Raw genomic sequence first — 26,474 nt, forward strand, 5'->3', positions numbered from 1 at the left:
TGACCGGGGTCAGCCGAGGCCGCCGCCGTGGGCGACGATCACGGAGCCGGAGATGTACGACGCCTTGTCCGAGGCGAGGAAGCTGACGATCGACGCGATCTCCTCCGGGCGGCCCATGCGGCCCAGGCGGATGCGCGACTCGTACTGCTTCCTGATGTCCGTGGGCACCTTGCGGGTCATGTCGGTGGACACGAAGCCGGGGGCGACCACGTTGGCCCTGATCCCGTGGGGCGCGGCCTCGTTCGACAGGGCCGAGGTGAAGGCGATGATCGCGCCCTTCGATGCCACGTAGTTGGTCTGGCCGGGGAAGCCTCCGTCGAGTCCGCTCGTGGAGGAGATCGTCACGATGGAGCCGCGCTTGTTGTTGCGCATCAGGCGCAGCGCCTCGCGGCAGGCCAGGAACGTGCCGACGACGTTGACGTCGAGCGGGGTGCGGAACTGCTCCTGGCTCATCGTGATGAGGTATCGGTCGAGGGTGAGGCCGGCGCTGGTCACCAGGACGTCGAGGCGGCCGTGGTCGGCGCGGATGCCGCGGAACATCTCCCGCACGGCGTCCTCGTCGGCGACGTCGGCGCGTACGGCCTCGGCGCTGCCGCCCTCCTCCTGGATGAGCGCCACGACCTCTTTGGCGTCCCGCTCCGACCTGGCGTAGTTGACGATGACATGAGCGCCTTCTCTGGCCAGATCGATCGCGACCGCCCGGCCGATTCCGCGTGAGGCGCCCGTCACCAGGGCCACTGAGCCTTCGGCAAAGAGCATCTTCGTTCTCCAGGAATTCGACAGCACATTATCTGGATCTTCACTGAACAAGTTACTAAAGGGCGATATCACGCCTGTATCATTCAGTTATTAGCGCATTGACTGGGGAAATTGGATATATCACCCTTGCGTCATGGACGAGCTCGACGTAGAAGTTTTGGTCGTCGGCGGCGGCCCGGTCGGCCTGTCCGCCTCAATTGAGCTCTCGCGCCACGGAATATCGACGCTGCTCGTCGAGAAACACGCGGGCACCTCGATATTCCCGAAGGCCAGGCTCATCACCACCAGGACGATGGAGATCTTCCGCGCCTGGGGAATCGTGGCGGACGTCGAGCGCGCCGGAATGCCCCGCGAGGAGTTCCTCGCCGTGGGCGTCGGCAGCTCGCTGTCCTCCGACGACTTCATCCGCTCCGCGGCCGCGATCGAACGCGACGCCCCGCAGAGCCCCACCTACGCCTACCTGTGCTCGCAGGACCACCTGGAGGTGATCCTGCGCCGGCTCGCGGAGTCGATGCCGTCCGCCCAGGTCAGCTATGGCGCGACGATGACCGGGCTGCGCGACGTCGGCGACGGCGTCGAGGCGGTCGTCGAGGACGGGCGGGGCCGTACGCTGGTGCGCGCCCGCTACGCCGTGGCCGCCGACGGCGCCAAGAGCGGCGTCAGGGAGCAGCTCGGCATCGAGGTCGAGGGCCCGCCCACGCTCGGCCACATGATCAGCATCATGTTCGAGGCCGACCTGAGCTTCCTGCCTTCCGAGCGCCGGGCCGCGCTGTCGTTCCTGCGCAACCCGCCGTGCGCGGTCGAGGCCGTGGACGGCGGCAGGCGCTGGATGGTGCAGACCGGCTACGAACCCGAGGACGGCGGCAGCCCCGCCGACTTCACCCCGCAGGTCTGCCTCGACGCGGTACGCGGCGCCGTCGGCGTGCCCGGCCTGCCCGTCGACATCCTGGGCGTCATGCCCTGGCTGCAGCAGGCCAAGGTGGCGACCGGTTTCCAGAAGGGCCGGATCTTCCTCGCCGGGGACGCCGCGCACGTGGCCACGCCGCAGGGCGGGTTCGGCATGAACTGCGGCATCCAGGACGCGCACAACCTGGCCTGGAAGCTCGCCGCCGTGCTCCACGGTACGGCTGGGCCGTACCTGCTGGACACCTACACCGCGGAGCGGCACCCGATCGCGGCCAGGACCGTGGACGAGAGCCTGAACAACGCGCTGATCACCTTCCACATGATGGAGGGGCACCTGTCGATGACCGAGGCGATCGAGCAGCAGGCGGGCCGGCGCAGCTCGGAGGGCCTGGTGCTGGGCTTCCACTACGAGTCGGCGGCCGTGGTCGCCGACGGCACGCCCGCCCCCGAGCCCGAGGACCCCTACCGCGCCTACCTCCCCACCGCCCGTCCCGGCCACCGCGCCCCGCACGCCTGGCTGACCGGCGAGGACGGCAGGATCTCCACGCTCGACCTGCTCGGGCCCCGGTTCACGCTGCTGACGCCGGCCGGGAGCGGCTGGCTGCAGGCGGCGAAGGAGGCGGCCGAATCGAGCGGCGTGGCGATCGCGGCGGTCGAGATCTCGGCCGACGGGTCCGGCGGGCTGACCTCGCCGACCTGGGCCGGGGAGTACGGCCTGGAGGAGAGCGGGGCGGTGCTGGTCCGCCCCGACGGTCACGTGGGGTGGCGTTCGTGCGCCGGACAGCCCTCACAGGCGGAACTGCTGGAGGCGCTGGACACGATCCTGGCGCGGTCATGATGGGCCAGGTCACGATGCGGCTGAGCCGCATCGTGCCGGGCCGCATCAAGCCGGGCGGAGTCGTGACGAGCCGCATCAAGGCGCGCCGAATCAAGGCGGGCCGGGTCGTGACGCACAGGGTCAAGGCGCGCGGGATCGTGACGCACAGGGTCATGGCGCGCGGGATCGTGACGCACAGGGTCATGGCGCGCGGGATCGTGACGCACAGGGTCGTGGCGCGCGGGATCGTGGCGGGGTGGGTCGTGGTGGGGGCGTGAGCGGGTGCGCATCTTGGCCGCGGCGAGGCGCAGCGAGAGCGGGCTGCCCGAGGTCGCGGCCAGGACGCGGCCGCGGGCCGTGCCCACCAGCAGGTCGGCCAGCCGCCGGGCGTCGGTCGCGGGCAGCGGCCGGACGAACTCGCGGTGCGCCCCCTGCCTGGCCACCAGGTCGTCCAGCGGGTCCGTGCTGATCACGACGACCCGGCAGTGCGCGCCGCCGGGCAGCAGCGGCACGACCTGTTCGGCGTCGGTGACGTTGTCCAGCACCACCAGCAGCCTGCGCCGCGCCGTCCAACTGCGGTACAAGGCCAGTTGCTCCTCGGCGTCGAGGGGCAGGTCGGCCGCGGGCACACCGAGAGCGCGCAGGAACCGCTCGACCACCGTCGAGGGGTTGGTCCCCGCCATGTCGGCGAACAACTGCCCGTCGGGGAACCAGTCGATCCGCTCGTGCGCCCACCGCAGCACCAGGGCGGTCTTGCCCATGCCCGCGGGCCCGCTCACCACCGTGGTGGCCGGGGCCGCCGCCTGCTCCTGGCTCAGCGCCGCGTCCAGCGCCGCCAGCTCCCGCTCCCTGCCGACGAACGGCAGGATCTGCGGCGGCAGCTGCGACGGGACCACCTGCGCGGCCACGGCGGGACGCGGCACCGGACGCATCAGCGCGACCTCGTCCCTGAGGATCTGGTCGTGCAGGCGGCGCAGCGCGGGTCCGGGCTCCAGGCCGATCTGCTCCAGCAGGTAGCGGCGCGTCTCCTGGTAGGTGCGCAGCGCGTCGGCCCGCCGTCCAGCGCGGTACTGGGCCAGCATCAGCTGGGCCCGCACCCGCTCGCGGAACGGCGACTCGTTCACCAGCGCCAGCAGGTCGGGGATCACCTGGTGGTGGCGGCCGAGCTCGATCTCCAGCTCCAGGCAGGCCTCCATGGCCTCCAGCCGCGACTCCTCCATCCTGGCGACGTCGTAGCGCAGGCCCCTGATGTCCTCGAACGGGTTGCCCCGCCACAACGACAGCGCCTCGCGCAGCAGCTTGACCGCCGCCTCGCGCTCGCCGTCCGCCGCCGTCGTGCGCGCCCGCGCCACCAGCGCGCCGAAGCGCAGCCAGTCGATGCTGTCCGGCTCGGCGCGCAGCATGTAGCCGGGACTGGACGTCTCGATCACACCCGCCCCCAATGTACGGCGCAGCCGCGAGACGCAGATGGCGATCTGCCGCCACGCGCTGGCCGGGGCCGAACCCGCCCACACCGTCTCCACCAGGCGGTCCACGCTGACCACCCGGTTGGCGTTGAGCAGCAGGCTGGCCAGGATCGCCAGCTCCCTGTTGGCGCTCATGTGCAGCTCGGCGCCGTCCTTGGCGACCTTGAGCGGGCCGAGGACGCCGAACTCGAAGAGCCTGCTCATGCCGCGTACCGCTCTAACTCGTCGGCCGCTCTGGCCGTGCCGCCGGCTTCGCGGATCTCCTGTGCCATGGCGGCGGTGGCCTGCCGTACCCGGTCATCGGAGACGACCGCGAGCACGTCGGCGACCAGGCGCTCGGGCGTCAGCTCGGCGGGGTCGACGACGCGGCCGAGGCCGAGTTCGGCGACCCGGCGGGCGGGCGGGCCGTCGATGGCGGTGGCCGGGACGATGACGGTGGGGCGGCCCCAGTACAGGGCCTCCATGGCGGTGCCCATGCCGCCGTGGGTGACGGCCACGTCGGCGTGCCGCAGCACGCTCATGTGCGAGACCCAGCGGCGTACCTCGACGTTGGACGGCAGCGGCCCCAGGTCGACGGCTTCCGGCACGGTCACCACGGTGTGCCAGGGCAGCTCGCCGAAGGCCCGCACGCAGGTGCGGAACAGGTCGGGACGGCTGCTGGCCACGGTGCCGAAGGTGAGCAGCGCGATCGGGCGGCCGTCGCCGGGCGGCGTCCAGTCCGACAGGAAGCTCCGCTCGCCCAAGGCCCGCTCACCTAGGCACGGCCCGACGAAGGCGAAGCGCTCGTCGAAGGTCTCCCCGGCGAACTGGAAGGAGCGCGGCAGGTTGACCAGGCTGAAGTCCTGCACCTGCCACCACAGGTCGGCCGGCGGCACGTCCACGCCGTGGTCCCGCGCGAGCGTGGCCGTCCTGGCCAGCATGTCATCCACCCAGCCGGGCAGCGCGCCGCCGGCGCCGCCGTCGCCGTAGATGGACGAGAGGTAGGAGAAATGCTCGTTGGACGCGAACACCGGAATGAGTTGTACGGCCGGCCGCCCCCACTTACGCGCCAGAATCCGCCCGGCGTGCAAGACGGAGATGTCATAGACGACCACGTCCGCCTTTTCCTCGCCGACACTTTCCAGCATGACCCGGCTCTCGTCGAGAAACAGCGAGATGAGCCCGAGCGGGTCGTCTTCGAGGCGGCGCAGATCGGCCTTGTGATAAATGGAGTCGTAGCCGATGACGGTGGCGCCCGCGGCGCGGACGACGTCGGCCATGCTTTCACCGGTGACGTAGGTGACCCGGTTTCCCCGGCGCACCAATTCGGCGACCACGGCCAGGTTCGGAATCACGTGGCCATGATCGGGCTGACACATGAAAAGGTAATGCCGTGCCATACGCACAAAGCTAGTGAGGACGGGGCATAACGTGTCACCCCTAACCCCGTGATAGGGGTACCGCCGGTACGGGGCCCGGTGATTACGTTGAGTCATGGCCACTCGTGTCTGGGACTACCTGCCGGAATACGACGTCGAGCGGGACGATCTGATCGACGCCGTCGAGACCGTGTTCCAATCCGGCCAGCTCGTGCTCGGCGAGAGCGTGCGCGCCTTCGAGGCCGAGTTCGCCGCCTACCACGGCGCGCGCCACTGCACCGGAGTCGACAACGGCACCAACGCGCTCAAGCTCGGCCTCCAGGCTCTGGGGGTCGGCGGGGGCGACGAGGTGATCACCGTGTCCAACACGGCGGCGCCGACCGTCGTCGCCATCGACGGCGTGGGCGCCACGCCGGTCTTCGCCGACGTGCACCGCGACACCTACCTCATGGACGTCGAGCAGGTCGAGGCGGCCATCACGCCGCGCACCCGCTGCCTGCTGCCCGTCCACCTGTACGGCCAGTGCGTCGACATGGCTCCGCTGGAGCGCCTGGCCGAGAAGTACGACCTGGTGATCCTGGAGGACTGCGCCCAGGCGCACGGCGCCAGGCACCACGGCCGCGTGGCCGGCTCGATGGGGCGGGCCGCGGCGTTCTCCTTCTACCCGACCAAGGTGCTCGGCGCGTACGGCGACGGCGGCGCGACGATCACCTCCGACGACGTCGTGGACGCCAACCTGCGCAGGCTGCGCTACTACGGCATGGAGCAGACCTACTACGTGGTGCGAACGCCGGGCCACAACTCCCGCCTGGACGAGGTGCAGGCGGAGATCCTGCGCCGCAAGCTCACCCGCCTCGACGCCTACATCGCCGGCCGCCGCGCGGTCGCCGAGCGCTACGAGCGGGCTCTGGGCGACACCGAGCTGGTGCTGCCCGCGACCGCCGAGGGCAACGAGCACGTCTACTACGTGTACGTGGTGCGCCACCCCCGGCGCGACGAGATCATCGAGGCGCTGCGCGCCTACGACATCCACCTCAACATCTCCTACCCGTGGCCGGTCCACACGATGACCGGCTTCGCCCACCTCGGCTACCGTCCCGGCAGCCTGCCGGTGACCGAGGAGCTGGCCGGGCAGATCTTCTCGCTGCCCATGTACCCCTCGCTCCCGGTCGAGGTGCAGGAGAAGGTCATCGCCGCCCTGCGCGAGGTGCTCTAGATCACCACTCGGGAAGCAGTCCGAGCGCGGCCGCCTCACCCAGCGTGGGGGCGGCCGCGTCGCGTTCGGACAGGATCGGCTCCGGCTCGGCGGGCAGGTCGAGCGCGAGGTCGGCGTCGAAGACCGACAGCGTCAGCTCGTTCTCCTTGCGGTACTCCGCCGACAACAGGTAGCACACCACCGAGTCGTCCTCCAGCGCGGCGAAGGCGTGCCCCACGCCGGGCGGGAAGTAGACCGCGCGCCCGTTGGCGAGGCTCAGCTCCGCCGCCTCCCACCGCCCGAACGTGGGCGAGCCCACCCTCAGGTCCACCGCGTAGTCGAGCACCCGCCCCGCCGCGCAGTACACGTACTTGGCCGTGCCCGGCGGGATCAGCGTGTAGTGGATGCCGCGGACCACACCGCGCCGGGAGACGTTCCTGCTGGCCTGCGCGACCGGGAAGAGCGCCTTCCCGGTCGCGGCGATGAAGGCCCCCTCCTGGTACGGCGAGGCGAACGACCCACGCTCGTCGGGGAAGACCGCAGGGGTGAACTCGAAGGCGCCGGCGACGGCGAGTTCGCGATGGCGCATCACACGACGTGGACGTCGGGGACGTACAGGATCCACCGGCCGCCCGACTCCCTGAAGCCCGCCTCCTTGGCCATGATCTCCTCGGCGTGGTTCCAGGCGAGCAGCAGCGCGTAGTCGGGGTAGGGGTCGCGGAAGGCCTCGGGCCCGAGCACGGGGATGTGCGAGCCGGGCGTGAGCCGTCCCTGCTTGGCCGGGGTGGTGTCGCTGACGAAGGTGAGCAGGTCCGGGCCGATGCCGCAGTAGTTGAGCACGGTGGCGCTCTTGGCGGTGGCGCCGTAGCCGTAGATGGTGGCGCCCTGGGCGCGCAGCCCCTTCAGCAGTGCCGTGAGCCGGTCGCGGTTGCCCTCGACGGTGGCGGCGAAGCGGTCGAGGGCGGACAGCCGGGTGATGCCGGCCTCGTCCTCCTCGGCCAGCATCGCGGCGACCGCCGGAGCGGGCGTCCTGGCGCCGGTCCTGGCGAGGGTGTAGCGCACCTCGCCGCCGTGCACGGGCAGCCGCTCGACGTCGACGAGCTCGAAGCCGTGGCGGGCGGCCATCCGGCTCACCGAGCCGGCGCAGAAGAAGTAGAAGTGCTCGTCGTAGATCTGGTCGAAGGAGGAGCGGGCCACGATGTCGGCCAGGTACGGGTCCTCGAAGACGAAGACGCCGTCCACCTTGAGCAGCGTGTCGACGCCGCTGAGGATCGAGTCCATGTAGGGGATGTGGCACAGGGTGTTGGCCGCGTAGATCACGTCGGCGGGGCCGTCCTCGGCGCGTACCCGGGCGGCGGTCTCGGCCTCGAAGAAGTCCTTGGTGACGCGCACGCCCTTGGCGGCGGCCAGGTCGGCCACGCCGCCCGACGGCTCGACGCCGAGGTGCCTGACTCCGGCGTCGGCGACGACCTCCAGCATGGTGCCGTCGTTGCAGCCGAGCTCGACGACGAACGGGTCATCGCCGCTCAGCTCGGTGGTCAGCAGCCGCTTGGCCAGCGTGTGGAAGTGCTCGCGCATGACCGAGGAGCCGGAGGAGACGTAGGGGTAGCCCTCGTGGAACATGCGCTCCCTCGGCACCTCTTCGAGAAGCTGCACCATCGTGCAGCTCTCGCAGACGCCGACCGCGAGCCGGAAGAAGAACTCCTCGCGTGGGTCACCGGGTTCGACGAAGGCGTCGGAGATCGGCTGCCGGCCGAAGTCCGCGAACTCGCGGAGCCGGCCGGAACAGATGCGGCACGCCATGCGATCCTCCTGAAGATTGCCGTCAGCGGCGGTACCTCACCCACACGTCACCGGTCTGCACGTAGCCGGTGAGCCGCACGACGACCGCGGCCTGGGTGGGCGAGACGATGGGCCTGTTGTGGACGGCGCCGAGGAGCCGGCGGGTCACCGCGTCGTCCTGCACCCACCAGTCGTAGGGGGCGACGATGACGACGTCGCCGAACCACGAGGTGATCTGCACGTCGACGGTCACCTCACGGTAGGCGCACTCGGCCCTGGTGAAGTCGACGCGCACGGTGCCGAAGCGGTGTGCCTTGGTCGTGATGAGCGGCGGCACCACCCAGCGCCCGTCCTGGCGGATCTTGCCGCTGCGCGTGTGCAGCTCCAGCACGTCACCGGGGTGAGCGGGCAACGGAGCGGCCGCCGCCACGGTGGCCGGCAGCAGCGCCGTAGGCGGCGGACCGGCCTGGGGTAAGTCCTCGACGACCTCGTCCAGCTCACGGAGCGTACGCGCGCCGTAGGTGCGGTCCAGGCGCTCGTTCAGCTCTTCGAGGTCGATGCGTCCCTCGCTGACCGCGACTCTCAGCATTTCCGCAATTCTGTCGCGATCCTGGTCACTGGCTCGGATTTCCGGACGATCGGTCATGGCGTCCACCCTAAGAGCGTATGAATGGCGGGTCCCAGAGATAACCCCTATTTTCCATCGCCGAAAAGCAGGGGTTGAGGTGTTATGGCGGCTCATGCGAACTTCGGCGGTAAAGGCCTGTTGTTAGGAGACCGCCATTCTTGACATCCGGAGCTGGTTCGAGGAAGTCGCCCAGCACACCGCGATGACGGTGGAGCGGCTTCCTCTGGAGGAGCTGGGCGGATGGCGCCGGTGTGAGAGCACCGGGAACATCAGCCACGACAGCGGCAAGTTCTTCACCGTCCAGGGGCTCGACGTGCGCTTTCCCGGCAGCCCCGTGGACGCCTGGACCCAGCCGATCATCAACCAGCCCGAGGTGGGCATCCTCGGCATCCTGGTCAAGCGGGTGGACGGCGTGCCGCACCTGCTGATGCAGGCCAAGAACGAGCCCGGCAACCACGACGGCCCCCAGGTCTCGCCCACCGTGCAGGCCACCAGGAGCAACTACACCCGCGTGCACCAGGGGCGGCCGGTGCCGTACCTGGAACACTTCAGGGAGCCGAGCGGGCGGGTGCTGGCGGACGTGCGTCAGTCGGAGCAGGGCGCCTGGTTCTACCGCAAGCGCAACAGGAACATGGTCGTGGAGACCGCCGAGGACGTCGAGGTGCTCGACGGGTTCCGGTGGCTGCCGCTGGGGCGGGTCCACGAGATGCTGGCCGTTCCCGACCTGGTGAACATGGACGCGCGCACGGTGCTGGCCTGCATGCCGGCGCTGGGGGCGCGGGTGCCCGAGGACGACGGCTTCCGCGCGGCGCTGATCCGCTCCCGCGACCCGCGTCAGGCCGCCGTGCACGGCATCGGCGAGGTGCTGAGCTGGCTCAGCGGCATCCGCTCGACCGTCGACATCAGCACCGAGCCCATCCCGCTCAACCGGCTGCGGCAGTGGCGCCGCGACGACGGCCGGATCTCGCACGACAGCGGCCGCTTCTTCGACATCATCGGCGTGCGCGTCGCCTCCAACGGGCGCGAGGTGAGCGGCTGGACACAGCCGATGATCGAGCCGGTGGGCACCGGCGTCATCGCCTTCCTGGTGCGCCAGATCGGCGGCGTCCTGCACGCGCTGGTCCACGCGCGCGTGGAGCCCGGCTACACCGACGTGGTCGAGCTGGCGCCGACCGTGCAGTGCGTGCCGGAGAACTACGACCACCTGCCGCCCGCGGCGCGCCCGCTGTTCCTGGACGAGGTGCTGGGCGCCGGGCCCGAGCGCATCCGCTTCGACACCGTGCTCTCGGAGGAGGGCGGGCGTTTCTACCACGCCAGGAACCGCTACCTGATCGTGGAGACCGGCGAGGACCCGGCCCCGGGCCACCCCGACTTCCGCTGGCTGGCCATGCACCAGGTCGTGGAATTGCTGCGGCACAGCTACTACCTCAACGTCCAGGCCCGCACACTGAGCGCCTGCCTCGACAGTCTCAGCGCAGCCGCTCGATGACCTTGCCGAAGTCCTCCATGGCCGCCTCGGTCACGGTGAAGTAGGCGAAGCCGTACCTCTCGCTGTCGCGCTGAACCTGCTCGGCGAGCTGCGCGGGCGTGCCGACGAGCAGCGTCGGGACCTCCATGAGCTGCTCGGCCGTGAGGTCGGGCGCGTAGCGGCGCAGGCTCTCCAGGCCCGCGCGGCGCTCGCGCGTGATCACGGTGGCCTTGGGCAGCAGGTTGAGCTCGGGCGCGCGGCCGCCCGCCTCGGCCCTGACGAAGGCCACGCGCTCGGCGAGCGCGTCGGCGTCCACGAGGGCGGTCCTTCCGTATTCGGCCCGGTACGGCGCGCCGGTGAAGCTGACCGTCTGGGCGCGCTGGGCGGCCAGGCGCAGGATGCGGTCGCCGTGCCCCCCGATCATCAGCGGCGGCGCCGACTCCCCCAGCGCCGCGTCGAGCTCCTTGACCAGGCTCTCCAGCCGGTCGGCGCGCGAGGACGCGGTGCCGAACGGGATGCCGGCCCGCTCGAACTCGGCCTTCACGTATCCGGTGCCGAGCCCGAGCTCCAGCCGGTCGCCGAGGAGCTGGGCGGTGGTGGCGACGTCCCTGGCGAGCAGCGCGGGCAGGTAGAAGCTGGAGTTGAGCACGTACGTGCCGATCCTCGGGCGCGTGGTCGCCTCGGCGGCCAGCACGGCGCAGGGGAAGGGCGCCAGCAGGTTGAGGTGGTCGGGGACGGCGACGACGTCGTAGCCGAGCGCCTCGGCCCTGCGGCACTTGTCCATCCACTCGTTCCTGGAGCAGCCTTCGGTGATGAGCACCACGCCAAATCTGATCATGTCATCCCGATCCTCGCGATCGCGGTGACGATCAGGCCGTTGCGGATGAGCCACCGCCCCTGCCACCGCAGGCCTTCCGCCATGATGTGGGCCGAGAACGTGCCGCCGAACGGGTCCACGTCGATCTCGGCGTCGTAGAAGCCCAGCCACCGGTTCGTCATCGGGAACCAGGCCTTGTAGACGGACTCCTTGGCGCTGAACAGCAGCCGGTCCCAGCAGGGCCCGGGGCTTTCCGCCGCCAGCCTGCGCAGCATGTCGCGCTCGTGCGGCAGCGAGACCGCCTCGATCACGTCGTCGCCCACCGGGGCGTCGGGCTCGGCGTCGATGCCGAGCATGGCGGGCTTCCTGGTGAGCGCGGCTGCGCGGTAGCCGGTGCAGTGGGTGATGCTGCCGGCGATGCCGGGCGGCCAGGTCGGCTCGCCCCTCGGGCCGCGCAGCACGGCGACCGGCGCCATCCCCAGCTTCCCCATGGCTCGCCGGACGCAGTAGCGCGCGGTCGCGAACTCCCTGCGGCGCTTTTCCACCGCCCGCCCGATCAGCGCCTCCTCCTCGGGGAAGAGCACGGTGCCGGGAGGATCGTCGAAGGTCTCGAAGGCCTCGACCTCCGGGGGGAGGATGTCCTCGATCACCCAGCCAACTTACCCATACAAGGCAATTCGCCAATAGGGCCGCGAAGATGATTCCCGGGCGGTCCCACGAAATTAGGGGTGCGTCCTATAGGGGCGACGGTGTGCGAGTTAACCCGGAATTTGACCGCTTTTTGAGCGATATTCGCTATCAAGGAGGATGCGCTATACACGGTTGGGGCGGGCGGGACCGGCCGTGTCCCGCATGGGGCTCGGCTCCCTGGCCCTGGCCGGCGCCTACGGCCACGCCGACCAGCACGAGGCGGCCGGCCTGATCCGCCGCGCGCTCGACGCCGGCGTGACCCTCGTCGACACCGCCGACTTCTACGCCGCCGGCCAGGTCGAACGCGTGGTGGGCCGGGCCGTGGCCGGGCGCGGGCCCGAGGTCGTCGTCTGCACCAGGGGCGGCGCCCGCGTCCTCGGCAGGAGGATCGAGTTCGACGGCCGGCCCGAATACCTGGAACGCGCCTGCGAGTCCTCCCTGAAGCGCCTGGACGCCGAGAGCGTCGGCGTCTACTTCCTGCACTGCCAGGACCCCCGCGTGCCGATCGAGGAGAGCGTGGGCGCGCTGGCCGCGCTCGTGGCGGCCGGGAAGATCCGCCACATCGGCCTGTCGGGCGCCACGGCCGCGCAACTGCGCCGGGCGCACGCCGTCCATCCGGTGACGGCGCTGGCGGTGGAGTTCTCCCTGTGGGTACGGCGGGCCAACGCCGCCCTCCTGGCCGAGGCGTACCGGCTGGGCGTGGGCGTGCTCGCCGCCCGCCCGCTGGGCCGGGGCTTCCTCACCGGCCGGATCAGGTCGGCCGCCGTGCTCGGCCCTCACGACTGGCGCCACGGCGACGCCCGCTTCCTGCCCGAACGCGACGTGCCAGCGCTGCGCCGCCTGGAGGCCGCCGCCGCCGAGCTCGACCTGGGCGCTGGACGGCTGGCGCTGGGCTGGCTGCTGGCCCAGGACGAGCGGGTGGTGCCGGTGCCCAGCACCCGCGACCAGGTGCACCTGGAGATGAACCTGGCCGCCACCACGGTCGCGCTGGGCCGCGAGACCCGCGACGAGCTGACCGGGATCTTCCCCGACTACTCGCCCTCGCTCCTGCTCTGAGGCGCGAGCAGCGAGGCCGCCACGGCCTTGTTGACGGCGTCGATCCGCGAGACCGCGTTGAGCTTGACGAAGATGTTGCGCATGTGCCGCTTCACGGTCGCCTCGGCCAGGCCGAGCCGGCGGGCGATCTGGGCGTTGCTGAGCGCCTGGGCGGCCAGTTGCAGGACCTCCAGCTCCTTCTCGCTCAGCCCGCCGGAGGGCGGCGCCGACTCCACGTGCGCCAGGCTGTGCCGGGAGACCGCGAGCACCACCCTGGACGGGTCCTCGTGCACGCTCTTGACCGCCGCGATCAGCTCGTGCCTGTGCACGCTCTTGAGGAGGTAGCCGCGGATGCCGGCGGCCAGCAGCCGGGTGAGCAACTGCGGGCCGTCGTACATGCTGAGGATGATGATCTGGGTCTCGGGCGAGATCCTGCGTACCTTGCCGACGGTCTCGGTGACCTCGTCGCCGGGGATCTCGACGTCGAGCAGGAGCACGTCCGGCTTCGTGGCGCCGACCATGGCGACGGCGCCCGCCGAGTCGCCGGCCTCGCCGACGATGCCGATGTCGCCGCCGGCCTCCAGGATCTCGCGCAGCCCCTCCCTGAAGAGGGCGTGGTCGTCCACGATGCCGACGGAGATCAGCGCGCTACCCGGGGTCGTGGTCATCGTGCCGCTTCTTCAGGGGGATGAACACCTCGACCAGGCAGCCGCTGCCGGGGGCGCTGGAGATCGTGACCCGCCCGCCGAGCAGTTCGGTGCGCTCGCGCATCGAGCTCAGCCCGACGCCGCCCTTGCGGCGCACCACGGCCGGGTCGAAGCCCCTGCCGTTGTCCTGCACGGTGGCGACGAGCTCGTGGGGGGCGATGTCGACGCGCATGAGGATCATCGTGGGCGCGGCGTGGTTGAAGGCGTTGCGCGCGGCCTCCCTGACGACCAGGAAGGCCTCGTCGAGCACCCGGGCGTCGGCCCAGCCCTCGTCGCCGTTGACGTGGAGCCCGACGGAGACGGTGTCGTCCTCGACCGCCTCCAGGAAGCCGAGCAGCGCCTTCTCCAGGCTCTTCAGCGGCACCTGGGGGTGGAGCTCGGAGGTCATCTGGCGCAGGTTCTCCATCGTCTCCTGGATGGCCTGCTGGGCGACGCCCATCTTGGTGGAGGCGCGGGCGGCGTTGGTGACCCGGTAGACCTCGGCCAGCGCGAGCTGCTGGTGCGCGACGCTGATGCCGTGGCCGATGCGGTCGTGTAACTCGCGGGCGATCCGGCGGCGCTCGTCCTCCTGCGCCTCGTGGACCTGGTTGAGCAGGAAGCCGTGGTAGCTCTCCGACGCCTCGCGGATGCGCAGGGACAGGCTCTCCTCCATGCCGGTGGCCACCAGCGTGAATGCCTCGGCCGGCGATTCCGATTCCGCGGCGACCTGAAGGGCCAGTCGCGTCATCGCGACACGAAAGAAAAGTGAGCCTGCCTCAAGAGAAGCTTTCGGGTGTACGCCGGTCGCGGCACGACGGCTGCCCACTTCCCACGCGTGGAATTTATACAGGTTGTTAATCTGTACCTTTCCGGCACGGAGAGTAGCCGCCACATCGTCCAGGACGTAACGCGCGGTCATTAGGGCCTGTCGCTTGGCCTGCGGGTCCGTGTACAGAACGTTGCCGGCAGTGAGCAGGGCGGCCTCGAATTCGACGAGGATTTCTTCCCGACATGCGTCCACGATTCGCGCCGGGTCGCCCCCAACCCCGTATGCCGCATCCAAGGATGTCCCTTCCGCCCATGGGACCGAGCACTCAACTATCTCGCAGGCTGGCCATCCTGGCAACATATAACGTCAAATGCCAGATATCAGCGCGGTAATGTGAACCAGATGTTGTGTGGCCATGAACGCGCGGTACGGCCGGCGTTGTTCGCGCCGGGTTCCCCCGCCTAAGCGCACCCGCCCGGCCCCGACCACCGCCACCGCCCCCACGGCCGTCGCCACGACCACCCAGACCAGCTCCACCCCCAGCAGCAGCACCGCCGCGAACAACGCCACGACCAGCACGGACGCCGCCACCGACATGAACCACCTGCAGGCCCGCTCACCCCTGGTCACCACGACCGTGCGCCGCCCGGCCGCGGCATCCCCCTCGCAGTCCGACAGATCCTTGGCCGGCACCCCGACGAGCGTCATCCAGTAGATGGACGCGGCGGCGAACACCAGCAGCCCGACAGGGGTCCCGACGGCCTGTCCCCCTGCCGCGAGCGTGAAGCCCCCCAGGTACGACAGCAGCCCGGAGAGCACCAGCACCGCCACGGTGCCGCCCGAGCTGCCCTTGAGCGGCACCGGCGGGCCTGAGTAGAGGTAGCCGAGCACCAGGTTGGCGCCCACGATCAGCGTCATCGGGCCCGGCAGGTCGAGCGTGACGGCCAGCGACAGCACCGCAGCCACACCCGCCACGAACAGCGCCGACCCCGGATCCAGCGCCCCGCGGGCGATCGGCCTGGCCGATCCGTTGACGCGGTCGCCGGCCACGTCGGTGACGCCGTTGAACAGGTAGATGGCGAAGATCGACAGAACCCACGCCGCGGCGCCCTGCAGCACCTTGAGCGGCTCCGGAGCCACCGCCGTGACCGGCAGGGCCAGCACGACTCCGGTGAGGAAGCGCATCGCGGACACGGTCAGGACGGCCGGCCTGGCCTCGGCCACGCACATCGCCAGCATCGAAGGGATCGAACCTGTCGCGTTCCTTGACGCGGTCACTCCAGCCATGGCCGGATTCTTGCCCCCAGCAGCCGCGAAAGATAAGGGGGTGATACGAAAGTTGTAGTCCCGGATGATTCCTCGGATACCCGGCCTACAACCTCCCGCGAATCCGTCTTGCCCGGCCCGCGAAACCCCAGCTAGCTTCGCCTCAAGTCGACCAACGCGACGATAGGGAATGTCATGCTGGATTTCAAGCTGCTCGGGCCTGTAGAGGTGCGCGACGAATACGCTGGAATACTGGCACTGCGTGGCCCGAAGATTCGCCAGGCGATTTCCCTGCTGGCGCTCAATGCCGGCCGTACCGTCGGGTTCGATCAATTCATCGATGAACTGTGGCCGGCCAGGACGCCGAAAGACGCGTTGAAGACCCTGCAGACCCACATCTATTACCTACGCAGAATGCTCGGGCCCGCGGCGGGACCCTTGGTCGCCACCAAACCCGCCGGCTACGTGCTGCACGCCGACGCGGACCGCGTCGACGCCCTCGTCTTCCCCCGCCTGGTCGCGCGGGCGGGGGAGCAGGCCCGCGAGGGCAGGACCGCCGCCGCCGAACGACTGCTGGAGCGGGCGCTCGGCCTCTGGAGCGGCCACGCCGCCCTGGCCGACGTGCCGCTCGGCTTCGTTCTCGGCCCGCCCGCGACCGCGCTCGACCAGCAGCGGCTGCGCGCCCAGGAGACCTCCATCGACCTGCGGATCAAGCTCGGCAGGCACACGGAGCTGATCGAGGAAGTGCGCGCGCTGGTCGCCGCGCATCCGCTGAACGAGACCTTCCACTCCCAGCTCATCACCGCGCTCACGCGCGCCGGCCGGCGCACCGACGCCCGGCGGGCCTACGAGGGGCTGCGCATTCTCCTGGACGCCGAGCTGGGCGTGAAGCCCACGTTCGAGCTCCCCGCTCTGCATTGAAAAGGCCTGCGAAAGGAAAACCGATGAAGGGTGTCGAGCGTTACGCCGGATTCACGCCCATCGACCTGGTCGACCGCACATGGCCCGGCAATCGAATTCGCACCGCGCCGCGCTGGCTGTCGACGGATCTGCGCGACGGCAACCAGTCCCTCGCCAATCCGATGACCCCCGAGCGCAAGCTCATGATGTTCGAGCTTCTGGTGGATATGGGATTCACGGAGATCGAGGTCGGTTTTCCCGTGGCCAGCCGGAGCGACCACGACTTCGTGCGCATGCTCATCGAGCAGGACCGCATTCCCGACGACGTCCGCATCACCGTGCTCACCCAGGCGCGCGAGGAACTCATCGAGCAGACCATCGACTGCCTCAAGGGCGCGCCCCGCGCGATGATCCACATCTACAACGCCACCTCCCCGGTCTTCCGCGAGGTCGTCTTCGGCATGGACCGCAACGGCTGCAAGGACATGGCCGTGCGGGCCACCCGCGTGATGATGGACGGCGCCGAGCGCCGGCTGCGCGGCACCGACGTGGCCTTCCAGTACTCCCCCGAGCTGTTCAACGAGACCGAGCTGGACTTCTCCCTGGAGGTCTGCGAGGCGGTCATGGACGTCTGGCAGCCCGGCGAGGGACGCGGGATCATCCTGAACTTCCCGACCACGGTCGAGCGCTCGCTGCCCAACGTCTTCGCCGACCAGATCGAGTGGCTCGGCCGCAACCTGTCCAGGCGCGAACACGTGTGCCTGTCCGTCCACCCGCACAACGACCGCGGCACCGGCGTGGCCTCGGCCGAACTCGCCCTGCTCGCGGGGGCCGAGCGGGTCGAGGGCTGCCTGTTCGGCAACGGCGAGCGGGCCGGCAACGTCTGCCTCGTGACGCTCGGCATGAACATGTACTCCCACGGCGTCGACCCCGGGCTCGACTTCTCCGACATCAGCGCGATCCGGCGCACCGTCGAGATCTGCAACGAGGTCCCCGTCCACCCGCGCCACCCCTACGGCGGCGACCTCGTCTACACCGCCTTCTCCGGCTCACACCAGGACGCCATCAAGAAGGGCTTCGACGAGCTCGAACGGCAGGCGCTCACGCGTGACCTGCCCGCCGGTGAGCTGCCGTGGCGGGTGCCGTACCTGCCGGTGGATCCCAAGGACGTGGGCCGCACCTATGAGGCGGTCGTGCGCGTGAACAGTCAGTCGGGCAAGGGCGGCGTCGCCTACGTGATGAGCGCGTGGCACGGCATGAACCTGCCGCGCGGCCTTCAGGCCGACCTGGCGGCGAAGGTGCAGGCGCACGCGGACGCGATGGGCGGCGAGCTGTCGCCGAGCCTGATCGGCACGCTGTTCGTGCAGGAGTACCTGTACCACGGGGACGCCTCGGAGGCGGCCGGCTGGCACACCCCCATCACCGCCTCGCTCTACGTGGACGGGGCCTTCGACCACTGCGGCCCGCGGGCCGACACCTTCCGCACGCTCGGCGCGCTGCTCGGCCCCTGGGGGATCCAGGTGCGCGTCGTCCACCGTACGGGCCGGTCCCTCGACCACGAGGAGCTTGAGCCCCACCAGCGGCTGCTCGGCGGCTGCTCGCGAGAAGAGACCGTGATCTACGCGGAGTGCGCGCTCGGCGACGAGGTGGCCTGGGGCGTCGGCATCGACGCCGACATCGCCACCGCCGCCTTCCTGGCCGTACGGGCGGCAGGCACGCGCCTGGTCCGCGAGACCCACACCAGCCGTGCCGTGAGCGTCGCCGCGGTGGGGCACTAGGAACGGGGAGAAGCGATGTCACTGGCCACTCTGCGCGCGCTGCTGGACGAGACGCTGTCCGGCAAGGGCCGCATCGCGATGGTCACCGGGGCCATCGCCACCGGCAAGAGCAAGCTCCTGTACGGCTTCGCCGAAGGCGTCTTCGAGCAGGGCGCGCTACCGCTGACCGCGACCGGCTCCCGGGCCGAGTCCGAGGTCCCGCTGGGCGTTCTCTCCCAGCTCATCCACAGTGCCCCGCTGACGGAGGAGCAGCAGGAGACCACGCGCGGCCTGATGAGCGAGGACGCCCGCGCGAAGCTCGGCATGGGCCCGCACTCGGAGGCCATCGAGCACATGGACGTCCAGGTCGTGGACGCGCTGGCCAGGGTTCTGCTGGACCTGTCGGAGCGCTGCCCGCTGGTGATCATGGTGGACGACGTCCACTACGCCGACCGGGGCTCCCAGCTGTGCCTGTCCTATCTGGCGCGCCGGGTCAGGTTCGCCAAGATCATGCTGGTCTTCAGCGCCGCCGACCACAGCCCGCACCTGCAGAGCCTCTTCCACACCGAGGTCCTGCGCCAGCCCCACTGCCGCCCGGTGCGCCTGTCGCACCTGTCGGCGGAGGGCGTGGCCGAGCGGGTGGCCGAACGCGCCGGCGCCGAGGCTGCCGAGCGGCACGCGGCCACCTGCCACGAGCTGAGCGGCGGCAACCGGCTGCTGGCCGACGCGCTGCTTGAGGACCTCCAGGACACCGGCGCCCCCGCCACCCGCTACGGCGACGCCGTCCTGACCTGCCTGCACCGGGCCGACCTGCGCATGCTGGTGACGGCCAGGGGCCTGGCGGTGCTGGGCGAGCCGGAGCGCCTGGGCAAGCTGCTCGGTGAGAGCGAGCCGGCCACCGCCAAGGCGCTGCTGGCCCTGGACGGCGTCGGCCTGCTCGACGAGGGCCGCTTCCGCCACGAGACGGCCACGTCGGCCGTGCTGGGCGAGCTGGACCCCGACGAGCGCGTCGGCCTGCACCGCCAGGCGGCCGAGCTCACCTACGACGAGGGCGCGCCGGTGGCGGTCGTGGCCCAGCACCTGCTGAAGGCCAGGCACGCCGAGGAACCGTGGGCGCTGTCGGTGCTGGAGGAGGCGGCCTCGCACGCGCTGCGCGACGACGGCGTGGAGATCGCGATCGAATACTTGAAGCTCGCCTCGCGCGCCTGCGACGACCAGCGGCGGCGGGCCAGGATCGCGACCATGCTGGTGCGCGCCAAGTGGCGCATCGACCCCAGCACGCCGACCGGCCAGCTGGCCGAGCTCACCGACGCCCTGCACAAGGGCAATCTGGGCGGCTCCGACGCGGTGGTGCTGGCCAAGGCGCTCCTGTGGCACGGCCACGCGGGCGACGCCAAGGAGGTGCTCGGCCACCTCGCCGAGCCCGACCGGCTCGACCAGGAGGCGATGGCCGAGGTGGCCGCGGCCCGGCCGTGGTTCCGCGGCACGTATCCCTCGTTCCTGCAGCACCTGCCCGGCCTGACCCGCGAGCAGGCGGGCAGCGCCGCCTCGTCGCTGCGGGTGGGCCGGCGGATGGAGTCGGCCGAGGCGCTGGCCGGCGTGCTGGCCGAGGGGCCGAAGGAGGAGACGATCGCCACGGCCGAGCAGATCCTGCGCGGCTCGCACCTGGACGAGATGTCCATGGACACGGTCGAGAGCGCGCTGCTGACGCTCACCTACACCGACCGCTCCGGCAAGGCGGCGCCCTGGTGCGACGCCTTCATCGAGGAGGCGGCGGCCCGCCGCGCCCCGAGCAGGCAGGCCAGGCTCTCGGCCATCCGCGCCGAGATCGCGCTGCGCCGGGGCGACCTGGCCGCCGCCGCCGAGGACGCCACCCGGGCGCTGGAGATCATCCCGGCCGGCAGCTGGGGCGTGGCCGTCGGCAGCCCTCTCGGGACCCTGCTGCTGGCCGGCGCCGCCATGGGCCGCCTGGACGAGTGCCTGTCACGCTTCGACGAGCCCGTCCCCGACGCGATGCTGGAGACGCGCTACGGCCTGCAGTACCTCTACGGCAGAGGCCGCTTCAACCTCGCGGCCGACCAGCCCAGGCAGGCGCTGCGTGACTTCATGCACTGCGGCGAGCTGATCCGCAAGTGGGAGATGGACGTGCCCGGCTTCCTGCCCTGGCGGGTGGACGCGGCCGAGGCGCTGATCCAGCTCGGCCAGAACGAGGAGGCCCGCCGGCTCATCGACGACCAGCTGACCCGCTGCCGCGGCCGGTCCAACCGGGTCCACGGCATCGCGTTGCGGGTGCTGGCCTCGGTGAGCGAGCCGCGTACCCGGCCGATGCTGCTGCGCCAGTCGAGCGACCTGCTGCAGTCGTGCGGCGACCGGTACGAGCTGGCCAGAGCGCTCTTCGATCTCACCGAGGCCTACCACGCGAAGGGCGAGGCGCGCCGGGCCGGGATGCTCGGGCGGCGGGCCCGGGTGCTGGCCGAAGCCTGCCACGCCGCCCCGCTGAGCCGGGCGCTGTCGCGCGGGCGCAGGACCGAACCGGCGCCCGAGCCCGAGCACCACGGCGAGAGCCCGGTGCTCAGCGACGCCGAGCTGCGGGTGGCGACGCTGGCCGCGGAGGGTTTCACCAACCGCGAGATCTCCGGGAAGCTGTTCATCACGGTCAGCACCGTGGAGCAGCACCTCACGAGGATCTTCCGCAAGCTCAGCGTCACCCGCCGCACCGATCTGCCGACGAGCCTGGCCCGTGAGCACACCTGATCGGGTCTCACTCCGCGATGGCGGTGTGCATGACCCAGCGCATGACCGGCAGGTCCTCGCCGTCGACGGAGGTGTTCTCGCCCTGGTGCCGGAAGTGCTCGTACCCGGCGCCCAGCGGCAGCTTGAACGTCTCCTCGACGGCGACGACCCGCTGGATGCGGCGGTCGGCGGGCAGGTGCGGCGGGCCGCCGAGCAGGATGACCTTGAACTGGGACTGGGACATGACTGCCTCCTTTCAGAGGGGGATGTTGGAGTGGCGCCCTCTCGACGGCGGTGCCTCGGCCAGAGCCTCGGCCAGCCGCAGCCGGGTGGTCTCGGGGGCGATGACCTCGTCCACGGCGCCCATCGCCAGCGCCCGCTGCACGCCGCCGGACACCCGCTGGTGCTCCTCGGTCAGGCGGGCCAGCAGCTCAGGCCGCGCCTCCTCCGGCGCGGCGGCCAGGACCTTGCGGTGCAGGATGCCGACCGCGGCCTCGGCGCCCATGACGGCCACCTCGGAGCCCGGCCAGGCGAAGACCCGGGTGGCGCCCAGCGACCTGGAGTTCATGGCGATGTAGGCGCCGCCGTAGGACTTGCGGGTGATGAGCGTGATGCGCGGGACGACGGACTCGGCGAAGGCGTGCAGGAGCTTGGCGCCGCGGCGTACCACCCCGCCCCACTCCTGGTCCACGCCCGGCAGGTAGCCGGGCACGTCCACCAGGACGAGCAGCGGGACGCCCAGCGCGTCGCACATGCGTACGAACCGGGAGGCCTTTTCGGCCGACAGGGAGTCGAGACAGCCGCCCTTGCGCAGCGGGTTGTTGGCCAGCACGCCGACCGTGCGCCCCCCGAGCCTGCCGAGGCCCGTGCACATGTTCCCGGCCCACTTGGGCTGCAGTTCCTCGAAGCCGTCGTCCACGATGGCGCGGACGAGCTTGCGGGCGTCGTACGCGCGGCGCGGCGAGTCGGGCAGCAGGGAGCCGAGATCCCTGGGCTCGCTCAGCTCGGTGAAGTCGAAGCTTCCGTGCCGGGTGAAGAACCCGGCCAGGCGGCGGGTCCTGCGGTAGGCCTCCTCCTCGTCGGCGACCGTGATGTGGGCGACGCCCGACTTGGGCCCGTGGGCGGCGGGCCCGCCGAGCCCGGCCATGTCGATCTGCTCGCCGGTGACGGTCTTGACGATGTCGGGGCCGGTCACGAACAGGCGGGCGTCCTCCGTCATGACGATCACGTCGGTCAGCGCCGGGCCGTACGCGGCGGCGCCGGCGGCGGGGCCGAGTACGACGGAGATCTGCGGCACCACCCCCGAGGCCTTGGTCATGGCGGCGAACATGCGGCCGACGCCGTCCATCGACTCCACCCCGTCGGCCAGCCGGGCGCCCCCCGAGTGCCACAGTCCGATCACAGGGGACCCCTGGAGCACCGCGACGTCGATCGCCTCGACGATGTGCTGGGCTCCGGCCGCGCCGAGCGCGCCGCCCTTGAGGGTGGCGTCGGTGCAGAAGGCGACCACGGGCGCCCCGTCCACCAGCCCGCGAACAGCGGTGACGCCGCTGCCGTCCTCCTCGTGAAGCGGCACGGCGGTGTCGGGGTCGAGCAGGCGGGAAAGGCGGACCGACGGCGCTCTCGTATCAGTGATTCGTTCTGACAGAACTGTCATCGCTGGAGATTTCCTGACGCTCGGCAGTGGTTAATGGCAAAAGTGCCAAGATCACAACGCCCTGCCAACCCTTATTGTCCGATTGCCGATGACAGCTTGTTGCCGCCCTTTCTGCGCGTTGACCGGCCTTCGTCATAGGCGCTTCCATATCGGGATCTTCACTTTTGGAGGACTGACGTGTCCCAATGGTCCTTACCTATCGTTTCCGCGCTTCTGGTCTCGCTGGCGATTCCGCCGGGGGCCACCGCCCAAACCCCCCAGACCGACCCTGCCGCGCTGGTCAACGTCTTCCATGGCACCAAGGAAGCGGCCCCCGACTTCGGGCACGGCGGTGGCGGAGGCATGACCTTTCCCGGCGCCGTACTTCCGTTCGGCATGATGCAGTGGAGCCCTGACACCGTCAGAGAGGCCGGCGGCGGATACGCGTGGGAGGACAACCGCCTGCGCGGATTCTCCATGACGCACATATCGGGACCGGGGTGCAACGGCGCCCAGGATTTCCCGATCATGCCGTTCTCCGGTGTCATCGGCCGCTCCCCCGCCACCAATGGCTGGGATTACGTCCAGACGTTCAAGCACGAGAATGAGAAAGGCCGGCCAGGCTCCTATTCGGCCACGCTCGACAGCGGCGTAGGGGTGGAACTGGCCGCCACCACCCGCGCCGGCGTCGGCCGCTTCAGCTTCCCGACCGGCAAGCCGGGCACCGTGCTGCTCAACACCAGCGGCTCCATCAACGGCGTCGACGACGGCGAGACCAGGGTCAGCGGCAACACCGTCGAAGGCTGGATCCAGACCGGCGGCTTCTGCGGCCCGCCCATGCGCTACAAGGTCTACTTCCACGCCACCTTCGACCGGCCCGTCACCGCGTACGGCACGTGGAAGAACGACACCGTCACCCCAGGCGCCGCCAGCGTCAAGAACAACGGCCCCGCCCGCGTCGCGAACGCCGAGACCGTCGGCGACGGCGACGTCGTCACCAGCGGTCCGGGATCCGGCGCCTACCTGCAGTTCGACCCCGGCCAGCCGGTCCAGATGCGCGTCGGCCTGTCGTACGTGAGCCTCGACGGCGCCAGGAAGAACCTCGCCGCCGAGGTCGGCACGCAGAACCTCGGCCAGATCAGCGACCAGGGCTTCTCCGCCTGGAACAAGCGGCTCGGCCAGATCCGGGTCACCGGCGGCGGCGAGGACCGCCAGCGCACCTTCTACAGCAACCTCTACCACGCGCTGCTGCAACCCCACGTCGCCGACGACGTGGACGGCCAGTACCCCGGCTTCGACCACAAGCCCAAACAGGTACGGCCGGGCCGCCACCACTACGCGCTCTTCTCCGGCTGGGACATCTACCGCAGCGAGGTCCAGCTGATCGCCCTGCTCGACCCGGTCGTCGGCGCCGACATCGCCCAGTCGATGTACGACAACGCCCAGGCCGTCGGCAACGTCTGGGACCGCTGGTCCCACCAAATCGCGATCACCGGCGTCATGGTCGGCGACCCCTACCACTCCATCCTGGCCAGCATGTACGCCTTCGGCGCCCGCGACTTCGACGCCCAGAAGGCGGTCCAGGCGATGGCCGAGGCGGCCAGGAGGGTCGGCCCGCAGGACATCGGCAGCCCGCTGCTCGGCTACGACGAGCGTCCGGGCAACGCCGCCTACATGAGCCAGGGCTACGTGCCGATCGACCCCGCCACCACCCTGGAGTACACGGTCGCCGACTTCGGCATCGCGCAGCTCGCCTCCCGGCTCGGCCAGACGCAGATCGCGCAGGAGTTCACCGCCAGGTCGCAGAACTGGCAGAACCTCTACAACCCGGCCAACGCCTGGATCCAGCCGAGGGCCAAGGACGGCTCGTTCGTCTCGCCGTTCGACCCGGCCAGCATGCAGCTCTACGTGGAGGGCAACGGGGCGCAGTACCACTGGATGGTGCCGCACAACGTGCGCGGGCTGTTCACCGTGATGGGCGGAAACGCCCAGGTGCTGCCGCGCCTGGACGCCTTCTTCAAGAAGCTCAACGCCGGGCCGCACGAGCCGTACGCCTACCTGGGCAACGAGCCTTCGCTGGCCACGCCGTGGCTCTACGCGTGGGCGGGCCGGCCGTACCGGACGCAGGAGCTCGTGCGCCGGGTGCAGCAGGATCTGTTCAAGTCCGGGCCCGACGGGCTGGTCGGCAACGACGATCTGGGCGCCATGGGCTCCTGGTACGTGTGGTCGGCGATGGGGCTCTTCCCCGCGATCCCCGGCCGAGCGGAGCTGATGGTCAACACGCCGCTGTTCGACAGCGTCACCGTCACCAGGCCGCAGGGCACGATCACGGTCAGCGCGCCCGGCGCCGCCGCCAACCCCTACGTGCAGACACTGCGGGTGAACGGCACGGCCACCGGCAAGGCGTGGCTGCCCGAGTCGTTCGCGCAGCAGGGCGGGCGGCTCGACTTCACTCTCGGCGCCAAGCCCAACACCCAGTTCGGCAGCGAGACCTGGAACGCGCCGCCGAGCTTCGGCGACGGCGTCAAGCCGTACCTGGCCGGGCTGAGCCCGGGCAGCGGGCCGGTCGAGCCGGGCGGCAGCTTCAGCAGCGAACTGGCCGTGCAGTCGTCCGGGCGGGCGCAGACCCTCGCGTGGACGGCCAAGGCGCCGGCCGGGATCACCGTCACCCCGGCCAGCGGGACCCTGCGCGTCCCGGCGGGCGGCCGGGCCACGCAGAAGGTGGTCATCTCGGTGAGTCCGGGGATGGCTACCGGGTTCCAGGAGGTCGCCTTTAAGGCAGGGGACGTCGTGGCCGGTGAGGTGAGCGCGGGCGTGCGGCTCAACGTCGCCCAGCGCGGCACCGTGGCCTGGGCGCAGAACGGCGCCGGCGTCGGCGACCCGGACCATCCGGGCATCGCCAACCTCGACGGCTTCAACTTCAGCTACTCCAACGAGGGGCTGGCGGCCAACGGGTTCGTGCCCGGCCAGCCGTACAAGTGGAAGGAGTTCGAGTTCACCTGGCCCGACCGCAAGCCCGGCGAGTGGGACCACCTGCGGGTGGGCAGCGGGCCGGTCGAGGTGAAGGCGCCGGCCGGGGCCTCCAAGGTCGCTTTCCTGGGCTCGGCCACGTTCGGCTACCCCGAGGTGGACGTCACGATCACCTACACCGACGGCACCACCGGCAGCGGCAAGCTGGGCTTCAGCGACTGGATCCTGAACTTCAGCAGCGCCCAGCCGCAGCACGGCAACGAGATCGTGGCCAGGCTCCCCAACCGGTTGTTCGGCGGTTCGTGGGCGTTCCAGCCGATTCCGTCATACCTGTTCGCCGCCCAGCCGATCGCGCTGGACCCGTCGAAGCAGGTGCGCAGCCTGACCTTCGGACCCGTTCCCGAAGGCGCGATGCACCTGTTCACCTGGGCGTTCGCCTAGGTGACTAGGAGGGGGCGGCGTCCAGGTAGACCCAGGCGCCGCCCTCTCTGACGAACCTGCTCACCTCGTGCGAATAGCCCGCCGCGCCCGCCTGGGTGAAGTGGGCGCGGAACTCCACGGTCCCCTCGGTGTGGATCGCGCTGCCCGCCGTGGCCGCGACGATCTCCAGCCGGTCCCAGCGCAGCCCGCGCTCGATGTCCACCCGGCCGGGCCGGGTGCTCGAGTGCCAGGAGCGGAGCAGGTAGGCGGAGTCGCCCACGGCGAAGGCGCTGTAGCGCGAGCGCATGAGCTGCTCGGCGGTCACCGCCCGCGCCTGGCCGCGGTGCAGCTTCCCGCAGCACTCGGCGTAGAGGGCGGGCAGCCCGCAGGGACAGGGACGCTTGGCCATGGGGCCC

General features: G+C 70.7%; 22 protein-coding genes. 8 read left to right on the plus strand and 14 right to left on the minus strand.

Annotated elements, in window-relative coordinates:
- Positions 1 to 9 precede the first annotated feature (9 nt).
- The gene (fabG, locus tag HNR40_RS40675; protein ID WP_184971232.1) at positions 10 to 759 is read right to left on the minus strand and encodes a 3-oxoacyl-ACP reductase FabG; all 750 of its coding nucleotides are present in this window, start codon (positions 757 to 759) and stop codon (positions 10 to 12) included.
- A 133-nt stretch (positions 760 to 892) separates the two neighbouring features.
- Between fabG and HNR40_RS40680 the strand changes: the two genes are divergently transcribed.
- Positions 893 to 2,503 (plus strand): FAD-dependent monooxygenase, encoded by a 1,611-nt coding sequence (locus tag HNR40_RS40680; protein ID WP_184971234.1) that lies wholly within the window; start codon positions 893 to 895, stop codon positions 2,501 to 2,503.
- Here HNR40_RS40680 and HNR40_RS40685 read toward each other — a convergent pair.
- Complete coding sequence (locus HNR40_RS40685) at positions 2,419 to 4,152, minus strand: AfsR/SARP family transcriptional regulator (RefSeq protein WP_184971236.1); 1,734 nt, start codon at positions 4,150 to 4,152, stop codon at positions 2,419 to 2,421. The genes HNR40_RS40680 and HNR40_RS40685 overlap by 85 nt on opposite strands.
- A complete protein-coding gene (locus tag HNR40_RS40690) occupies positions 4,149 to 5,423 on the minus strand; it encodes a macrolide family glycosyltransferase (RefSeq protein WP_312896695.1) in 1,275 nt (424 codons plus the stop codon). The genes HNR40_RS40685 and HNR40_RS40690 overlap by 4 nt, the downstream gene beginning before the upstream one ends.
- On the opposite strand from HNR40_RS40690, the gene HNR40_RS40695 reads away from it, so the two are divergent.
- Positions 5,422 to 6,522 (plus strand): DegT/DnrJ/EryC1/StrS family aminotransferase, encoded by a 1,101-nt coding sequence (locus tag HNR40_RS40695; RefSeq protein ID WP_184971241.1) that lies wholly within the window; start codon positions 5,422 to 5,424, stop codon positions 6,520 to 6,522. The genes HNR40_RS40690 and HNR40_RS40695 overlap by 2 nt on opposite strands.
- 1 nt (position 6,523) lies before the next feature.
- Here HNR40_RS40695 and HNR40_RS40700 read toward each other — a convergent pair whose 3' ends face one another.
- The 3 genes from HNR40_RS40700 to HNR40_RS40710 are packed head-to-tail and all read right to left on the minus strand — an operon-like array spanning position 6,524 to position 9,025.
- Positions 6,524 to 7,090, minus strand: a complete 567-nt coding sequence (locus tag HNR40_RS40700) for a dTDP-4-dehydrorhamnose 3,5-epimerase family protein (RefSeq protein ID WP_184971242.1) — start codon at positions 7,088 to 7,090, stop codon at positions 6,524 to 6,526.
- Positions 7,090 to 8,304 carry a class I SAM-dependent methyltransferase gene (locus HNR40_RS40705; protein ID WP_184971244.1) on the minus strand — a complete coding sequence of 405 codons (1,215 nt, stop codon included), beginning with the start codon at positions 8,302 to 8,304 and terminating at the stop codon, positions 7,090 to 7,092. The genes HNR40_RS40700 and HNR40_RS40705 overlap by 1 nt, the downstream gene beginning before the upstream one ends.
- A gap of 22 nt (positions 8,305 to 8,326) precedes the next feature.
- A complete protein-coding gene (locus HNR40_RS40710) occupies positions 8,327 to 9,025 on the minus strand; it encodes a DUF1707 SHOCT-like domain-containing protein (RefSeq protein ID WP_312896696.1) in 699 nt (232 codons plus the stop codon).
- Positions 9,026 to 9,074: 49 nt separating this feature from the next.
- Here HNR40_RS40710 and HNR40_RS57595 point away from each other — a divergent pair, with 49 nt between their 5' ends.
- Positions 9,075 to 10,400, plus strand: coding sequence for an NDP-hexose 2,3-dehydratase family protein (locus tag HNR40_RS57595; protein WP_312896713.1), 1,326 nt, complete (start codon positions 9,075 to 9,077; stop codon positions 10,398 to 10,400).
- Here the strand turns inward: HNR40_RS57595 and HNR40_RS40720 are convergent.
- A complete protein-coding gene (locus tag HNR40_RS40720) occupies positions 10,381 to 11,217 on the minus strand; it encodes a TIGR03621 family F420-dependent LLM class oxidoreductase (RefSeq protein ID WP_184971247.1) in 837 nt (278 codons plus the stop codon). The genes HNR40_RS57595 and HNR40_RS40720 overlap by 20 nt on opposite strands.
- Complete coding sequence (locus tag HNR40_RS40725; protein ID WP_184971248.1) at positions 11,214 to 11,846, minus strand: 4'-phosphopantetheinyl transferase family protein; 633 nt, start codon at positions 11,844 to 11,846, stop codon at positions 11,214 to 11,216. The genes HNR40_RS40720 and HNR40_RS40725 overlap by 4 nt, the downstream gene beginning before the upstream one ends.
- A 202-nt stretch (positions 11,847 to 12,048) precedes the next feature.
- Between HNR40_RS40725 and HNR40_RS40730 the strand changes: the two genes are divergently transcribed.
- Entirely contained in the window at positions 12,049 to 12,942 is an 894-nt protein-coding gene (locus HNR40_RS40730; RefSeq protein ID WP_246510148.1) for an aldo/keto reductase, read from the plus strand.
- Here the strand turns inward: HNR40_RS40730 and HNR40_RS40735 are convergent.
- The 3 genes from HNR40_RS40735 to HNR40_RS40745 form a co-directional block, all read right to left on the minus strand.
- The gene (locus tag HNR40_RS40735) at positions 12,918 to 13,589 is read right to left on the minus strand and encodes a response regulator transcription factor (RefSeq protein ID WP_184971250.1); all 672 of its coding nucleotides are present in this window, start codon (positions 13,587 to 13,589) and stop codon (positions 12,918 to 12,920) included. The genes HNR40_RS40730 and HNR40_RS40735 overlap by 25 nt on opposite strands.
- Positions 13,570 to 14,355: a sensor histidine kinase gene (locus tag HNR40_RS40740; RefSeq protein ID WP_184971251.1), complete on the minus strand. Its 786-nt coding sequence runs from the start codon at positions 14,353 to 14,355 to the stop codon at positions 13,570 to 13,572. Before HNR40_RS40740 ends, HNR40_RS40735 begins: the two co-directional genes overlap by 20 nt.
- Positions 14,356 to 14,742: 387 nt before the next feature.
- A complete protein-coding gene (locus HNR40_RS40745) occupies positions 14,743 to 15,615 on the minus strand; it encodes a UbiA family prenyltransferase (protein WP_184971252.1) in 873 nt (290 codons plus the stop codon).
- 222 nt (positions 15,616 to 15,837) lie between these two features.
- Between HNR40_RS40745 and HNR40_RS40750 the strand changes: the two genes are divergently transcribed.
- From HNR40_RS40750 to HNR40_RS40760, 3 genes are read left to right on the plus strand one after another with little or no spacing between them, the layout of a single operon-like run.
- Complete coding sequence (locus HNR40_RS40750) at positions 15,838 to 16,563, plus strand: AfsR/SARP family transcriptional regulator (protein ID WP_184971253.1); 726 nt, start codon at positions 15,838 to 15,840, stop codon at positions 16,561 to 16,563.
- 23 nt (positions 16,564 to 16,586) lie between these two features.
- Positions 16,587 to 18,320 (plus strand): 2-isopropylmalate synthase, encoded by a 1,734-nt coding sequence (locus HNR40_RS40755; RefSeq protein ID WP_184971255.1) that lies wholly within the window; start codon positions 16,587 to 16,589, stop codon positions 18,318 to 18,320.
- Positions 18,321 to 18,335: 15 nt separating this feature from the next.
- Complete coding sequence (locus HNR40_RS40760) at positions 18,336 to 21,053, plus strand: helix-turn-helix transcriptional regulator (RefSeq protein ID WP_184971257.1); 2,718 nt, start codon at positions 18,336 to 18,338, stop codon at positions 21,051 to 21,053.
- Between the two features lie 7 nt (positions 21,054 to 21,060).
- Here HNR40_RS40760 and HNR40_RS40765 read toward each other — a convergent pair whose 3' ends face one another.
- Together HNR40_RS40765 and HNR40_RS40770 are read right to left on the minus strand one after the other, a co-directional pair.
- Positions 21,061 to 21,276, minus strand: coding sequence for a DUF5988 family protein (locus HNR40_RS40765; protein ID WP_184971259.1), 216 nt, complete (start codon positions 21,274 to 21,276; stop codon positions 21,061 to 21,063).
- 12 nt (positions 21,277 to 21,288) lie between these two features.
- Entirely contained in the window at positions 21,289 to 22,689 is a 1,401-nt protein-coding gene (locus HNR40_RS40770) for an acyl-CoA carboxylase subunit beta (protein ID WP_184971261.1), read from the minus strand.
- A gap of 177 nt (positions 22,690 to 22,866) precedes the next feature.
- Here HNR40_RS40770 and HNR40_RS40775 point away from each other — a divergent pair, with 177 nt between their 5' ends.
- Positions 22,867 to 26,079, plus strand: coding sequence for a GH92 family glycosyl hydrolase (locus HNR40_RS40775; protein ID WP_184971263.1), 3,213 nt, complete (start codon positions 22,867 to 22,869; stop codon positions 26,077 to 26,079).
- A 4-nt stretch (positions 26,080 to 26,083) separates the two neighbouring features.
- Here the strand turns inward: HNR40_RS40775 and HNR40_RS40780 are convergent, their stop codons facing one another.
- Complete coding sequence (locus HNR40_RS40780; protein WP_184971265.1) at positions 26,084 to 26,467, minus strand: YchJ family protein; 384 nt, start codon at positions 26,465 to 26,467, stop codon at positions 26,084 to 26,086.
- Positions 26,468 to 26,474: the final 7 nt, after the last annotated feature.

Origin of the sequence: Nonomuraea endophytica (assembly GCF_014203235.1) — a bacterium.
GTDB classification, from domain to species: domain Bacteria; phylum Actinomycetota; class Actinomycetes; order Streptosporangiales; family Streptosporangiaceae; genus Nonomuraea; species Nonomuraea endophytica.

Coding starts and splice junctions, on each gene's coding strand:
- HNR40_RS40765 (WP_184971259.1), bottom strand. CDS start 21,276: ATGTCCCAGTCCCAGTTCAAGGTCATCCTGCTCGGCGGCCCGCCGCAC.
- HNR40_RS40700 (WP_184971242.1), bottom strand. CDS start 7,090: ATGCGCCATCGCGAACTCGCCGTCGCCGGCGCCTTCGAGTTCACCCCT.
- HNR40_RS40690 (WP_312896695.1), bottom strand. CDS start 5,423: ATGACTCAACGTAATCACCGGGCCCCGTACCGGCGGTACCCCTATCAC.
- HNR40_RS40740 (WP_184971251.1), bottom strand. CDS start 14,355: ATGACGCGACTGGCCCTTCAGGTCGCCGCGGAATCGGAATCGCCGGCC.
- fabG (WP_184971232.1), bottom strand. CDS start 759: ATGCTCTTTGCCGAAGGCTCAGTGGCCCTGGTGACGGGCGCCTCACGC.
- HNR40_RS40720 (WP_184971247.1), bottom strand. CDS start 11,217: ATGATCAGATTTGGCGTGGTGCTCATCACCGAAGGCTGCTCCAGGAAC.
- HNR40_RS40730 (WP_246510148.1), top strand. CDS start 12,049: ATGGGGCTCGGCTCCCTGGCCCTGGCCGGCGCCTACGGCCACGCCGAC.
- HNR40_RS40760 (WP_184971257.1), top strand. CDS start 18,336: ATGTCACTGGCCACTCTGCGCGCGCTGCTGGACGAGACGCTGTCCGGC.
- HNR40_RS40710 (WP_312896696.1), bottom strand. CDS start 9,025: ATGAGCCGCCATAACACCTCAACCCCTGCTTTTCGGCGATGGAAAATA.
- HNR40_RS40685 (WP_184971236.1), bottom strand. CDS start 4,152: ATGAGCAGGCTCTTCGAGTTCGGCGTCCTCGGCCCGCTCAAGGTCGCC.
- HNR40_RS40705 (WP_184971244.1), bottom strand. CDS start 8,304: ATGGCGTGCCGCATCTGTTCCGGCCGGCTCCGCGAGTTCGCGGACTTC.
- HNR40_RS40750 (WP_184971253.1), top strand. CDS start 15,838: ATGCTGGATTTCAAGCTGCTCGGGCCTGTAGAGGTGCGCGACGAATAC.
- HNR40_RS40745 (WP_184971252.1), bottom strand. CDS start 15,615: ATGCTGGCGATGTGCGTGGCCGAGGCCAGGCCGGCCGTCCTGACCGTG.
- HNR40_RS40780 (WP_184971265.1), bottom strand. CDS start 26,467: ATGGCCAAGCGTCCCTGTCCCTGCGGGCTGCCCGCCCTCTACGCCGAG.
- HNR40_RS40735 (WP_184971250.1), bottom strand. CDS start 13,589: ATGACCACGACCCCGGGTAGCGCGCTGATCTCCGTCGGCATCGTGGAC.
- HNR40_RS40755 (WP_184971255.1), top strand. CDS start 16,587: ATGAAGGGTGTCGAGCGTTACGCCGGATTCACGCCCATCGACCTGGTC.
- HNR40_RS40695 (WP_184971241.1), top strand. CDS start 5,422: ATGGCCACTCGTGTCTGGGACTACCTGCCGGAATACGACGTCGAGCGG.
- HNR40_RS40770 (WP_184971261.1), bottom strand. CDS start 22,689: ATGACAGTTCTGTCAGAACGAATCACTGATACGAGAGCGCCGTCGGTC.
- HNR40_RS40680 (WP_184971234.1), top strand. CDS start 893: ATGGACGAGCTCGACGTAGAAGTTTTGGTCGTCGGCGGCGGCCCGGTC.